Origin of the sequence: Serratia sp. CY37869 (assembly GCF_052168895.1) — a bacterium.
GTDB classification, from domain to species: domain Bacteria; phylum Pseudomonadota; class Gammaproteobacteria; order Enterobacterales; family Enterobacteriaceae; genus Serratia; species Serratia ureilytica.
Genome location: NZ_JBJNLU010000002.1, coordinates 521,067 through 534,260, shown reverse-complemented (window position 1 = coordinate 534,260; position 13,194 = coordinate 521,067). Strand labels below are relative to the sequence as shown.

General features: G+C 59.4%; 15 protein-coding genes. 11 read left to right on the top strand and 4 right to left on the bottom strand.

The annotated features are described in order from the left end of the window. Positions 1–111 precede the first annotated feature (111 nt). Genes ACJ8J1_RS12865 through ACJ8J1_RS12855 form a run of 3 tightly spaced genes read left to right on the top strand, consistent with a single transcriptional unit; the run spans position 112 to position 2,636 of the window. Positions 112–1,137 (top strand): methionine ABC transporter ATP-binding protein, encoded by a 1,026-nt coding sequence (locus ACJ8J1_RS12865; RefSeq protein WP_033642317.1) that lies wholly within the window; start codon positions 112–114, stop codon positions 1,135–1,137. Next, positions 1,130–1,798, top strand: coding sequence for a methionine ABC transporter permease (locus ACJ8J1_RS12860; RefSeq protein WP_033642316.1), 669 nt, complete (start codon positions 1,130–1,132; stop codon positions 1,796–1,798). The genes ACJ8J1_RS12865 and ACJ8J1_RS12860 overlap by 8 nt, the downstream gene beginning before the upstream one ends. Before the next feature lie 19 nt (positions 1,799–1,817). Beyond that, complete coding sequence (locus ACJ8J1_RS12855; RefSeq protein ID WP_033642315.1) at positions 1,818–2,636, top strand: MetQ/NlpA family ABC transporter substrate-binding protein; 819 nt, start codon at positions 1,818–1,820, stop codon at positions 2,634–2,636. 738 nt (positions 2,637–3,374) lie between these two features. Here ACJ8J1_RS12855 and ACJ8J1_RS12850 read toward each other — a convergent pair. Further along, a complete protein-coding gene (locus tag ACJ8J1_RS12850) occupies positions 3,375–4,019 on the bottom strand; it encodes a TetR/AcrR family transcriptional regulator (protein WP_033642313.1) in 645 nt (214 codons plus the stop codon). A 176-nt stretch (positions 4,020–4,195) separates the two neighbouring features. Between ACJ8J1_RS12850 and bhsA (ACJ8J1_RS12845) the strand changes: the two genes are divergently transcribed. The 3 genes from bhsA (ACJ8J1_RS12845) (at position 4,196) to dapF (ending at position 5,893) form a co-directional block, all read left to right on the top strand. Beyond that, positions 4,196–4,453 carry a multiple stress resistance protein BhsA gene (gene bhsA, locus ACJ8J1_RS12845; protein WP_033642312.1) on the top strand — a complete coding sequence of 86 codons (258 nt, stop codon included), beginning with the start codon at positions 4,196–4,198 and terminating at the stop codon, positions 4,451–4,453. A gap of 193 nt (positions 4,454–4,646) precedes the next feature. Continuing rightward, the gene (gene bhsA, locus ACJ8J1_RS12840; RefSeq protein ID WP_033642311.1) at positions 4,647–4,904 is read left to right on the top strand and encodes a multiple stress resistance protein BhsA; all 258 of its coding nucleotides are present in this window, start codon (positions 4,647–4,649) and stop codon (positions 4,902–4,904) included. A gap of 113 nt (positions 4,905–5,017) precedes the next feature. Then, positions 5,018–5,893, top strand: a complete 876-nt coding sequence (gene dapF / locus ACJ8J1_RS12835; RefSeq protein ID WP_033642310.1) for a diaminopimelate epimerase — start codon at positions 5,018–5,020, stop codon at positions 5,891–5,893. On the opposite strand, the gene ACJ8J1_RS12830 is transcribed toward dapF, so the two are convergent. Together ACJ8J1_RS12830 and ACJ8J1_RS12825 are read right to left on the bottom strand one after the other, a co-directional pair. Further along, a complete protein-coding gene (locus ACJ8J1_RS12830) occupies positions 5,868–7,166 on the bottom strand; it encodes an SLC13 family permease (protein WP_033642309.1) in 1,299 nt (432 codons plus the stop codon). The genes dapF and ACJ8J1_RS12830 overlap by 26 nt on opposite strands. Before the next feature lie 85 nt (positions 7,167–7,251). Continuing rightward, positions 7,252–8,157, bottom strand: coding sequence for a bifunctional helix-turn-helix transcriptional regulator/GNAT family N-acetyltransferase (locus ACJ8J1_RS12825; protein WP_033642308.1), 906 nt, complete (start codon positions 8,155–8,157; stop codon positions 7,252–7,254). A 481-nt stretch (positions 8,158–8,638) separates the two neighbouring features. On the opposite strand from ACJ8J1_RS12825, the gene ACJ8J1_RS12820 reads away from it, so the two are divergent. From ACJ8J1_RS12820 to ACJ8J1_RS12800, 5 genes are all read left to right on the top strand, one after another. Next, on the top strand, positions 8,639–9,310 hold the full coding sequence (locus ACJ8J1_RS12820) for a CsgG/HfaB family protein (protein WP_033642307.1): 672 nt from the start codon (positions 8,639–8,641) through the stop codon (positions 9,308–9,310). A gap of 18 nt (positions 9,311–9,328) precedes the next feature. After that, complete coding sequence (locus ACJ8J1_RS12815; RefSeq protein WP_016928606.1) at positions 9,329–9,685, top strand: DUF4810 domain-containing protein; 357 nt, start codon at positions 9,329–9,331, stop codon at positions 9,683–9,685. Next, on the top strand, positions 9,682–10,338 hold the full coding sequence (locus ACJ8J1_RS12810) for a DUF799 domain-containing protein (protein WP_033642306.1): 657 nt from the start codon (positions 9,682–9,684) through the stop codon (positions 10,336–10,338). The genes ACJ8J1_RS12815 and ACJ8J1_RS12810 overlap by 4 nt, the downstream gene beginning before the upstream one ends. Before the next feature lie 112 nt (positions 10,339–10,450). After that, positions 10,451–11,941: an alpha-amylase gene (amyA, locus tag ACJ8J1_RS12805; protein ID WP_033642305.1), complete on the top strand. Its 1,491-nt coding sequence runs from the start codon at positions 10,451–10,453 to the stop codon at positions 11,939–11,941. Positions 11,942–12,061: 120 nt separating this feature from the next. Then, entirely contained in the window at positions 12,062–12,910 is an 849-nt protein-coding gene (locus ACJ8J1_RS12800; RefSeq protein ID WP_033642304.1) for a PA4780 family RIO1-like protein kinase, read from the top strand. 8 nt (positions 12,911–12,918) lie between these two features. Here the strand turns inward: ACJ8J1_RS12800 and ACJ8J1_RS12795 are convergent, their stop codons facing one another. Continuing rightward, the gene (locus ACJ8J1_RS12795; protein WP_033642303.1) at positions 12,919–13,137 is read right to left on the bottom strand and encodes a DUF7661 family protein; all 219 of its coding nucleotides are present in this window, start codon (positions 13,135–13,137) and stop codon (positions 12,919–12,921) included. Between the last annotated feature and the right edge of the window lie 57 nt (positions 13,138–13,194).

Genomic DNA, 13,194 nt, shown 5'->3' with positions numbered 1-13,194 from the left:
GTCCGTCACTTCCCGCCGGGTTGTGCCCCGCCGAAAAGCCGAACGATCCTTGTCCGGCGCGACGCGCCCCGGACGGAATGCTGTGATGTATCAATAAGGATCCGCTTCGCTATGATCGTTCTTTCGAACGTTTGCAAAACTTTTGACAGCGCACAGGGCCGCGTCGTGGCGGTTGACGACGTCAGCCTGGCGATAGAAGCCGGGCAAATTTACGGCATCATCGGCTACAGCGGCGCCGGCAAAAGCACGCTGATCCGCCTGCTCAATGGCCTGGAAAAGCCCACCAGCGGCCGCATTGACGTGGGCGGATTCGATATCGCCCGCGCCAAAGGCAGCCACCTGCGCCAGGCGCGGCTGAAAATCAGCATGGTGTTCCAACACTTCAACCTGCTGTGGTCGCGCACCGTCAGCCAAAACATCGCTTTTTCCATGCAGATAGCCGGCGTCCCCAAGGCGCAGATTGCCCCGCGCGTGGCGGAACTGATCGCGCTGGTTGGCCTGCAGGGGCGCGAAAACGCCTACCCGTCGCAGCTCAGCGGCGGCCAGAAACAGCGCGTCGGTATCGCCCGCGCGCTGGCCAATAACCCGAGCGTGCTGCTGTGCGACGAGGCCACCTCGGCGCTCGATCCGCAAACCACCGACGCCATTCTCGACCTGCTGCTGGCCATCAATCGCCAGCTGAAATTGACCATCGTGCTGATCACCCACGAAATGCACGTGGTGCGCAAAATCTGCCACCGCGTGGCGGTAATGGAAAACGGCCGCATCGTCGAAGAGGGGCCGGTGCTCGAGGTGTTCACCCGGCCACAGCAGCCGATCACCCGGCAGTTCGTCAAACAGGTGTCGCAGTATGCGGACACGGCTGAGAGCTTCAACCCGCAGCTCACCGCCCACCTGCCGGGGGCGATCTTCAAGCTGACCTTCGTTGGCGAACAAACTCATCAGGCAGTGATCGCCGAGGTGATTCGGCGCTACCCGCTCACCGTCAACATTCTGCACGGCAAGATCAGCCACACCCTCAACGGTTCGTTCGGCGAACTGTACATCCACGCCGAAGGCAACGAACAACACGTCGCCGACATGCTCAGCCTGCTGAACGAAAGAGACATCGCCGTCGAGGTTATCCAACATGATTGAATCCCTGTTCCCCCACCTGCGTCTGGACCAACTGTGGGACGCCACCTGGGAAACGCTGTACATGACCGGCATCGCCGGTTTGGCCACGCTGGTGCTGGGCATCGTGCTCGGCGTGCTGCTGTTTTTAACCTCGAAGGGGCAGTTGCTGCAAAACCGCACGGTCTACACCCTGATCTCCGTGCTGGTCAACGTCTTCCGCTCCATTCCGTTCATCATTCTGATCGTGCTGCTGATCCCGTTCACCAAGTCGCTGATCGGCACCATTCTCGGCGCGGACGCCGCCCTGCCGGCGCTGATCGTCGGCGCCGCGCCGTTCTACGCCCGGCTGGTGGAGATCGCGCTGCGCGAGGTCGACAAAGGGGTAATCGAAGCGGCGCGCTCGATGGGCGCCAAAAACCGCACCCTGATTTTCCGCGTCTTGCTGCCGGAGAGCTCGCCGGCGCTGGTTTCCGGCATCACCGTTACCCTGATCGCGCTGGTGAGCTACACCGCGATGGCCGGGGTGATCGGCGCCGGCGGCCTGGGCAACCTGGCCTATCTGGAAGGCTTCCAACGCAACCACAGTGACGTGACGCTGGTGGCGACGCTGACGATCCTGCTGATCGTTTTCGTCATTCAGTTCATTGGCGACACCCTGACAAGAACGCTCGATAAACGTTAATTAACCAAGGAAAACGATGATGAAAAAGCACCTACTGATGTTGGCTTTCGCCTCTGTCGCCACCCTCGCCTCTTACGGCGCCGCCGCGGCGACCAAGCTGGTGGTTGGCGCCTCCAACGTGCCGCACGCCGAGATCCTCGAACAGGCCAAACCGATACTGGCGAAGGAAGGCATCGATCTGCAGATCAAGCGCTTCCAGGACTACATCCTGCCGAACACCGCGCTGGCCAGCCACGACATCGACGCCAACTACTTCCAGCACGTGCCTTACCTGAACTCGGTGCTGAAAGACCACGCCGACGACAAGAGCTACGACTTCGTCAGCGCCGGCGCGATCCATATTGAGCCTATCGGCATCTACTCGAAGAAGTACAAGAGCCTGAAAGATCTGCCGGAAAACGGCAAAATCATCATGCGCGACGCGGTGGCGGAAGAAGGCCGCATTCTGTCAATCTTTGAACGGGAAGGCGTGATCAAGCTGAAGCCAGGGGTGAGCAAGGTGGATGCACGCATCGCCGACGTGGTGGAAAACCCGAAACACCTGAAGTTCCAGGCTAACGTTGAAGGCGCGCTGCTGCCGCAGATGTACAACAACAACGAAGGTGACGCCGTGGTGATCAACGCCAACTACGCCATCGACGCCGGGCTGAATCCGACCAAGGATCCGATCGCGGTCGAAAGCGGCGAAAACAACCCGTACGCCAACATCATCACCGTGCACAAAGCCGACGTGAACAAGCCGGAGATCGTGGCGCTGGTGAAAGTGCTGCACTCCAAGCCGATTCAAGACTTTATCCGCGAGAAGTACCAGGGCGCGGTGATCCCGGTCAGTCAGTGACGCTGTATACGGCCCGGTAAAAACCGTAATGCTGGTCAGTTAGCGTTTTTATGCAGGCGTTCGTGAAATTTTCGGTCGATAAAAGTGAGATGCCCCATGTGGCTTCCACACCTCGACCGAGCCAGGGGCCGAAGGCGCGGCCCCTGGCAACCCGCGCCTTTGCCCTGTCAGACGGTTGGCTTTGCCAACTCCCCTCCCTCCGCCATAGCGCATTGAGGCCGGTTGCGACAGGCGTCCCTGCCTGTCTCACCTGAAACCGCCGTCCATGGCGGTTTCGCCTAATGCGCTACGTCTGCGTTCGGCGTCTTCAAGGGCGCCCAACACCGTGCTCATCTCCAACTTCTCTACCACAACCTCATAAGCGACAGATTTCCCGGTAGCTGCCAGCTCAGGTGTTGACCTTGGGCGCGCATCACCGGCTGCCGAGCAAGACGGCGTTGTCAGGGGCAACCGGCCAGGGAAGGCCGGTTGAGGCGAGACTAACAGGGACGTTTGTCGCAGCCGACCCGCCAGACAATGCAGGCGCGGCGAGGGTATCCGCATAGCGGACAGACGGTGTTAAGCAAAGGCGCGGGTGGAGGGGCCGCGCCATCGGCCCCTCCAATTGCCGTTCATGTTGGCCATAGAGAAATGCAGGACATTTACGGCAATTCCCCTGCACAGAACGCCCAGAAGCTGGATAAAAAAATGCCACTCAGGATTAACTGATCAGCATTGCGGTAAAAACCGGGCCTGTTTCTACACCTTATTGCCAATCTGGCTGAGCCGCGGCCACACCAGCATCAGCGCCTCCAGCAACCGCAACAGATCGTCCCGGCTTGCCCCTTCTCGCGCCTGCACCGACATGCCTTCAATGGTGCAAATCACGTATTTCGCCAGCAGCGCGGTATCGGTTTTCGCCAGCAGCTCGCCCTGTTGCACCTTGCGATCGAAGCAGGCCTTCAGCGCCGCTTCCTGCGCATGATGCTTTTTGCGCAGCATCTGGGCGACGTCGTCGGAAGCGGACGACAGCGCAGCGGAGGCGCACACCATAAAGCAGCCGGAGGGGGTATCGGGATCGGTGAAGACCTGAACCGAAGAACGCACGTAAGCCTCGACGATCTCGGCCACCGGCACATCCTGTTCCAACAACTGGTTGGTGCAGGTGGTGTATTTTTGCAGATAGCGCTCCACCGCCGCGCGGAACATCCCTTCTTTGTTGCCGAACTCGGCATACAGCGTCGGCGCCTTGGCGCCGGTCACTTCCACCAGATCGGCCAGCGAGGTGGCTTCATACCCGTGCCGCCAGAACAGATCGAGTGCGCTTTCCAACGCCCGGTCGCGATCAAATTGTTTGGGTCTGCCACGGCTTTTCTTGCCGCAGACCGCTTCATTGATGCTCATCGTTCCTCTCCTATCCCGCTCCACAGCAGGCTTAGCACAAATAACTTAACGATCATTATAAAAAAATATTGCGCCCTCGTCGAGAACCGATTAGCATTTAGTTATCGATCGTTAATAAAAATTAGCGAACCGGATTAAAACCCTCTATTGACCGTTATCGAAAAGGAATTAACATCATGAAAAGCTTAAAACTAACCTTAGCCGCCCTCACTCTGGCCAGCGTTTCCTTCGGCAGCTTCGCCGCCGATTTGGTCACTAGCCAACCGGCCGACCAGCAAAAAGTGGGCGTCATCACCGTCAGCGGCGCGTCCGATTTGACCTCGCTGGAAAACAGCCTGGCCGCCAAAGCCGATCAGGCCGGCGCCAAATCCTTCCGCATCACCAGCGCCGGCGGCAACAACCAGCTGCATGGCACTGCAGAAATCTATCAATAACAAAGTATTAAGCCTGTGGACTGCATACCCTTATTGCTCACAACGCCAGGGCGTAAAAAAAATTAATTAACGAGCATTAAAAAAATACTTGCAATCCGTCAAACCGGCATCTAACATTAAATTATCGATCGTTAATTAATTTAACGACCTTACAAAACAAACATCGTAAAGAACACTGATAGGAAATAAGACCATGAAAAACCTGAAAATGACCATCGCAGCCATCGCACTGGCTTCCGCCTCCTTCGGCAGCTTCGCCGCCGAACTGGTTAACACGCAACCCGCCGACCTGCAAAAAGCCGGCGTCGTTACCGTCAGCGGCGCGTCCGACCTGAGCAGCCTGGAAAACAAACTGGCGGCCAAAGCCGACGCGGCGGGTGCCAAATCCTTCCAGATCATCGCCACTACCGGTGACAACAAACTGCACGGCACCGCGATCATCTACAATTAATGGCCGGATCGGCAATCGTGCAAAAGGGCGGCTCAGGCCGCCTTTTGTTTGCTTTAACGCCAACGTTCTGTTGTAAGCTGTAGCGACCTCTTCCCGCTGAGCCGAGCAACGTCATGACTCCCCTGCTGTTTCACAAATATCACGGTCTGGGCAACGACTACCTGGTATGCCACCGTTCGGTCGCCGATCGCCTGAGCCAGGAACAAATCCGCCTGCTGTGCCACCCGCATTACGGCATCGGTTCCGACGGCCTGCTGATCGACAGCGGCGACGCCGTCAATCCCACCCTGCGCATCATCAACCCGGACGGCTCCGAAGCGGAGAAAAGCGGCAACGGCTTGCGTATCTACGCGCGGTATCTGTTCGACAGCAAGCGCGTGGCGCATCAGCCGTTTCTGGTGCACACCGCCGGCGGCGACGTGCGTTGCCAGGTGGCGGAAGACGCGCATCAGATAACCGTGGAGATGGGGCGCGCCAATTTCAGCCCGGCGGCGCTGCCGGCCTTGATCGATCTGCCGGAGGCGCTGAACTATCCGCTGCCCCTGAAGGAGGAGACGTTAAGCGTTTCGCTGGTGTCGATGGGCAACCCGCACTGCGTGGTGCCGGTGGAAAAACTGGATCTGGCGCAGGTGCATCGGCTCGGACCGCAGATTGAGCGCCATCCGCTGTTCCCGAAACGCACCAATGTACAACTGGTGGAAGTGGTCGATCGCCAGACGCTGCGCATCGGCATCTGGGAGCGCGGCGCCGGCTTTACCCTCGCCTCCGGCAGCAGCAGCTGCGCCGCCGCCAGCGTGATGCGCAAGTTGGGACGAGTCGGCGAGCGGGTTAGTGTGCGGATGCCGGGCGGCGAACTGCAGATCGCCTTCAGCGGCGATTTTCAGGTCAGCATGCGCGGACCGGTGCATAAAATCGCCACCCTGACGCTGGACGAAGACTGCTTTGCCGGCGGCGCGGGGCTGTTTACGGGATCCACCCCAGCAGCCTGAACCACAGATAGTCCAACGGCACCAGCAGTGCGAAGCTGAGCGCGGCCAACAGCAGGCACAGCTTTAGCCCTTCGCGCGCCGGCACTTTGCCCATCCCCATCGCCACCACGATCGGCGAGGCCTGATACGGCAACAGCGGCGTGGCGTAACCGATCACCTGGGTCATCAGCACCGTCAGCAGCGGCAAGCCGCTGCCTGCGGACAACGCCTGCGCCAGCGGGGTAAACAGCGCCGGCACGCCGTTGGCGGTCACCACGAAATTCAACAGCGCGGTGATCCCCACCAGTGAACCGAATGCGGTAAACGGCTTGCCGTGCAGATCCGGCATCATCGCCAGCAGCGCGCCGCCCAACCGATCGCCGAGCCCCGAGTGGCTGACCAATGCGGTCAGCCCCAGGATCCCCGCCACGTAAATACAGGTGCGCACGTTGACCCCGGCGGCGAACTGCTCGCCGTTGAGAAAACCGATGCGCGGCAACAGGCAGAAGCAGGCCGCCGCCAACCCTATCCAGGCCGGGGCGATGCCGTGCCAGCTGTCGGTCATCCACAGCAGCACCGTAATGCCCAACAGCGCGATCAGCCGCCACTCGGCGGCGCTGAGCGGCGTTTGCCCCGCCTCGGCCGCCACTGGCTGCGGCCGGGCACGGAACAGGACGCAGATGCACAGCGTCAGCAGCGCGCCTTTGGCCAACCCGAGCACCGGAGCGTGCAACAGCAGATAAGAGAGATAAGCGAAGTGGCTGCCGTAGGCGCTTTCCGCCGCACCGCTCATCACCAGGTTAGGCACGTTGGCCGGCAGGATGCTGGCGGAAAGCTGGAAGGTGCCGAACCCCACCGCCAGCGCCAAACCGATGCGGCCGCGCGAACCTTCAGTCAGACCGGCGCGCTCGGCCAACGCCATGACGATCGGCATCAGCAGCGTAATCCGCCCCATGTTGGAGGGCATGACAAACGCCAACGCGTAGCTTATCGCCACCACGCCGCCCACCAGGCGCGGCCAGGAACCGGCCAGATGCGGCAAGAGTCGGTTGGCCAGGCGATCCGCCAAGCCGGTGCTGCGGATGGCGGTGCCCAACACGAAACCGCTGAGCACCAGCCAGAATGCGGAAGACGCGAAACCGGAAAAGGTCACCGCGGCGGGTGCCAGCTGCAATACCATCACCGCCGCAAAGAACAGCAACGCGACCAAATACTCCGGCAAACGGGCGCTGGCCCATAGCGCGATGACCACCAGCGTGACCAGCGCAGACAGCGCCATGGGATCCCCCAACATAATTCTCCTCCCTGATAAAACGTTGTGATTGTTATCAAACGGTTAACAGGGTGACACAAGGCGCGGGCGTTAACCTTGAAACCGCTCACATATCGTCGTTCTGCAGATTTTTCAGCATGCACACATTGCAGCCGTGGTGGCCGGTATTGCCGCGCCGTTCCGTCAGCAGCGTGAAACCCAGCGCGTAATACAACCCGATCGCCTCTTTCAATTGTTCGGTGGTTTCCAGATAGCAATAGCGATACCCTGCCGCCCGGGCCGCCTTCAGCGCCTGCACCACCATATAGCGCGCCATGCCCAACCCGCGCGCGCCGGGTTTGAAGAACAGTTTCTGCAGCTCGCAATAGCCGGGCTCTTCGCCGGCCAGCGGCGCCATGCCGACGCCCCCCACCACCTGCCCGTCCCGCTCCAGCACCCAGTAGCGGCCGCCGTTGTCGCGATACAGGCCGGTCAGCCGATCGAGATCGGGATCGTGCAGGCTGACGCCTTCCATCTTGTCCATGCCGTACTCGCGAAACACCTCGCGAATGATCGCCGCCATCGCCGCATCGTCGCGCTCGGCGATCGGCCGCACCCGCAGATTGGCGTCGCGCTGTTTGCGTGCGCTCCGCAGCGCCGCGGTCATCTTTTTCATCGCCGCAGTGGTGCTCGCCAGCTCATCGTCATCCAACTGCGCCAGCGCCGCCTGCATAAAACCGTCGGCGTCGCTCTCGATGCCGGCCAGCGCCTTGCCGCCCTGTTTACTCAGCCGATGCAGGTTGTGCCGCCTGTCATCCGGATGATCCACCGTTTCTATCACGCCGGCGGCCACCAGGCTGCGCAGCGCCCGGCTGGCGCTGGCCTTGTCGATGCACAGCCGGGCCGCCAGCTCGGTGACGCCCAGCGGCTGCTCGCTGACTTCGATCATCAGATGGATCTGCAGCGGCGAAAAGCGCGAGCCGTTGCTCTGCTTGTTCAACATGCCGAATTCTCTGACCAAATTGCGCGCCAATGCTCTGAAATCCCTGATGTTCACAATTGATATCCCCAATTAGCTACCGATAAAAAATGAGATTTAGTTGATAGTGTTACCTAATTCTCACTACCTTAACGGATCATCAAACCGCCATGAACCCCGGTATAACAGAGGAGCTGATGCAAAACGTTACATTACCCAATACAGTAAACTGATTAATTCAAAAAAATCAGAATAAAAATTCATTAATTTAATGTTGATAAAACAATAAACCAGTTAAAAAACATACAATCGTGAAAAAATCTGCGGATAAGAGAAAAAATCGATATCAATCCATTGCATTACAATAGGTTACAACAATGTTAATAGCGGCATTAATGCCGATATCTTGTTGTAATTTGTTACATATTCATGGCAGGATCGCGGCGCTTCCATAACGGCGACAACGCTCGTTATGGAAACATCGGGCGCGGGTTGCTCCCGCGCCGTTTTATGCTCATGGAGAGATCGCATGCCAATGAAAAAATCACTCGCCGTCTGTTCCGTCGCCCTTTCCGTCACTTTGCTGGCGGGCTGCGCGACCGAATCCTCCCGCTCTTTGGAAGTGCCGAAAGTGGCTTCCTACAACACCACTTATCAGGGCCCACGCAGCCCTATCGCCGTCGGTAAATTCGACAACCGCTCCAGCTACATGAATGGCATCTTCTCCGATGGCGTCGATCGGCTGGGCAATCAGTCCAAGACTATCCTGATCACGCATTTGCAGCAGACTGGCCGTTTCAACGTGCTGGATCGCGCCAACATGGAAGAGTTGAAAACTGAAGCCGGCATTAAAGGGAAAGCACAAACGCTGAAAGGCGCCAACTATGTGATTACCGGCGATGTCACTGAATTCGGCCGCAAAGAAGTCGGCGATCATCAGCTGTGGGGCATTTTGGGCCGTGGTAAATCACAGGTCGCTTACGCCAAAGTTAATCTGAACGTCGTGAACGTACAGACCTCAGAAGTCGTCTATTCCTCTCAGGGCGCCGGTGAATACGAACTGTCCAATCGCGAAATCATCGGTTTCGGGGGCACCGCCAGCTACGACTCCACCCTTAACGGCAAGGTGCTGGATCTGGCCGTGCGTGAAGCCGTCAATAACCTGGTTACCGGTCTCGAAAACGGCGCATGGCGCCCTGCTAACTAACGGACTAGAAGCAGAAAGATGATAACTAAAAAAATGGGCGGGGCGCTGTTTGCAGCGACCCTGTTGGCCGGCTGCGCCGCGCCGAAAACGCTTTACAATTGGGATGGCTACCAAACTTCTCTTTATCAATACTACCAGCAGGATGGGCAAAGCCCTGAGCAGCAGATCGCTACGCTGAAAGAGATCGTCGAGAAATCCCGCGCCAAGGATAAAGCCGTACCGCCGGGGCTGCATGCGCAACTGGGGCTGCTGTACAGCAAAACCGGCAACGACGGACAAGCCATGAGTGAATTCAACACGGAAAAAACGCTGTTCCCGGAATCGGCACCGTTTATGAATTTCCTGATGGCCAAGGATAAGGGGAGCTTTAAATGAAGCGTGTACTCACTTTCCTCAGCGTTACCGCCATCCTGTTGCTGAGCGGCTGTGCCAAGCAAACGCCTTATGACTATGCGGCATTCCATGAGAGCAAGCCGAAGTCGATCCTGGTCTTGCCGCCGGTTAATCAGTCGCCGGATGTCAAAGCCAGCCACAGCGTGCTCGCCAGTGCAACCTTACCGCTGGCCGAGGCCGGTTACTATGTGCTGCCGGTCGCTGTAGTGGAGGAAACCTTCCTGCAAAACGGTCTAACCAACGCCAACGACATCCGCGCCGTCAGTCCGAAAAAACTGCACCAGATTTTCGGCGCCGACACCGTGCTGTACCTGGATGTCACGCAATACGGTACCAGCTACATGGTGATCAGCAGCGAAACTCGCGTTACCGTAGCCGCTCGCCTGGTTGACCTGCGCAACGGCAAACAGCTGTGGGCCGGCACCGCCACCGCATCCAGCAACGAAGGCAACAACAATTCCGGTGGCCTGCTGGGCATGGTGATCAGCGCCGCGATTTCACAAATCGCGGATACCATCAGCGACAAAGGGTTCGACATTGGTGCCATCGCCAACACTCGCCTCCTGTCGGCAACAGGTCAGAACGGCGCCATTCTTTATGGCCCGCGCTCGCCTCATTACGCCAGCCAGCGTTAAGCAGTCTCTCGGGCGGCCTTCTCGGGCCGCCTATGCCAAACTTGTCCCTTTTGCCAAAAGTAGCCCATGCTTTAACTGCTCCTTTCCTTCTGGCTAACCGGGACGCTGGCTCATGACGAAAAAAACCACCCTGCTGCAATTCTTCCACTGGTACTACCCCGACGGCGGCAAACTGTGGCAGGAGGCCGCCGAACGCGCCCCGCACCTCGCCGAACTGGGCATTACCGATCTGTGGCTGCCGCCCGCCTACAAAGGCGCTTCCGGCGGTTACTCCGTCGGTTACGACACCTACGATCTGTTCGATCTGGGCGAGTTTGACCAGAAAGGCAGCGTGGCCACCAAATACGGCGACAAGGCGGCGCTCGAACACGCCGCCACTGCGCTGCGCGAACACGGCGTGGGGGTGCTCTACGACGTGGTGTTCAACCACAAGCTCGGCGCGGACGAGAAAGAACGGGTGCACGTGTTCAAGGTGGACGCCAACAACCGCAACGACATTGACGACCAGGGCTTCGACGCGCTGGCCTATACCCGCTTTACCTTCCCCGGCCGCCAGGGCGCGCATTCCGAGTTTATCTGGGATTACAAATGCTTCAGCGGCGTCGATTACGTTGAGCAGCCGGACGATAAAGGGGTGTTTAAAATCGCCAACGACTACGGCGACGACGGCTGGAACGATCAGGTCGACGACGAGAAAGGCAACTACGACTACCTGATGGGCGCCGACGTGGAGTTCCGCAATACCGCCGTGACGGAGGAGCTCAAATACTGGGCGCGCTGGCTGCTGGACACGCTGCCGTGCGACGGCTTCCGCCTCGACGCCGCCAAACACATTCCCGCCTGGTTCTTCAAAGAGTGGGCGGATCACGTGCGCGACAGCGCGCAGCGCGATCTGTTTATCGTCGCCGAATACTGGTCGCACGATCTCAGCGCGCTGCAACAATACATCGAGTTGGTGGACGGCAAAGTGATGCTGTTCGACGTGGCGCTGCACCTGAAGTTTCATCAGGCGTCAAAACAGGGCGACGGCTTCGACATGGCGCAGATCTTCACCGATACCCTGACCGCCGCCGATCCGGCCCACGCGGTGACGCTGGTCGCCAACCACGATACCCAGCCGCTGCAATCGCTGGAGGCGCCGGTGGAACCCTGGTTCAAACCGCTGGCCTACGCGCTGATCCTGCTGCGCGAACAGGGCGTGCCCTGCGTGTTTTACCCCGACCTTTATGGCGCCAGTTACCGCGATAAAGGGCGTGACGGCGGCGAGTACCAGATTGACATGCCGGCGATCCCAGAGCTGGAGAAGCTGATTGCCGCCCGCCAGCGCTTCGCCAACGGCCCGCAAACCGACTACTTCGACGACAGCCACTGCGTGGCCTTCAGCCGCGCCGGCACCGCCGACGCCCCCGGCTGCGTGGTGGTGTTGACCAACGGCGGCGAAAGCGGCAAGACGGTCGCGCTCGGCGCCGATCTGGCGCGCACCGCCTGGCGCGATTTCCTCGGTAACCGCCAGGAGGAAATCACCACCGACGACCAGGGCAGCGCCCATTTCCCGGTCAACGCCGGCAGCGTCAGCGTCTGGGTGCCGACAGGCAGCCTGTGAACGCCCGCCGCCGCGCAATGATGCCGCGGCGGCAAAACTAATGTTTGCCTTTCGGGTCTAACTTACGCTATCAACTGCGCAAGCCATTCACACCGGAGCCTAAATAGGGTACAAGGCTGCATGAAAATTCCAAAACGACTCCAGCCGCTGGTGGATGACGGATTAATCGACGAAGTCATCCGCCGTTTGAAAAGCGGCAAAGAAGCCGACGTGTTTATCGTGCGCTGCGGCGATGAGATCCGCTGCGCCAAAGTGTACAAAGAAGCCGAGAAGCGCAACTTCAAGCAGGCCGTGCACTACCAGGAAGGGCGCAAGGTGCGCAACAGCCGCGACGCGCGCGCCATGAGCAAAGGCTCCAAATTCGGCCGTCAGCAACAGGAAGAAGCCTGGCAGAACACCGAAGTGGACGCGCTGTATCTGCTGGCCAGGGCCGGGGTGCGGGTGCCGCAGCCGGACATCTGCCTGGACGGCGTGCTGCTGATGGAGCTGATCACCGACGAGGAAGGCCTGGTGGCGCCGCGTCTGAGCGATGTCATCCTGACGCCGGAACAGGCGCGCGCCGATCATGCTCTGATGATGAACTACGCGGTGCGCATGCTGTGCGCCGGCTTGGTGCACGGCGATCTGTCGGAATTCAACGTGCTGATGGATAAAGACGGGCCGGTGATCATCGATCTGCCGCAGGTGGTGGACGCCGCCGCCAACAACCACGCCAAAAGCATGTTCGAGCGCGATATCGACAATCTGGCGGAATATTACGGCCAATTTGCGCCGGAGCTGCGCGACAGCCAATATGCCAAAGAGATCTGGGCGCTGTATCAGGAAGGCACGCTGACGCCGGACAGCGTCCTCAGCGGCCGATTCAGCGAAATTCAGAAGCGCGCCGACGTCGGCTCGGTGCTGGAAGAGATCCAGGCCGCCAGCGAGGAACATCAGCGCCGCCTCATGGCGCGCAACGCGGAAGAGTAACGCCCGCGCTACTCGACGCGAAACACGTCCGGCCGCTGCGGGGTCGCGGCTTCGTGATAGATATCCCCCAGATAGCCGGCGATCTCCTCTTCGCGCAGATCCGCCGGCAACACGATATCGTAGCTGGGGGCATATTTGCGCTCCGGCAGCGTCACGCGGAACAGCCGCCATTCGTCCCCGATACGCTTCACGCCTACCAGGCGGCCGAACACGTTAAAAATCATCATCCGCCATTCCCCTTTTCGTCGCTTTCAGGCTATAACACTGTGATGCCGCCGCAGTGA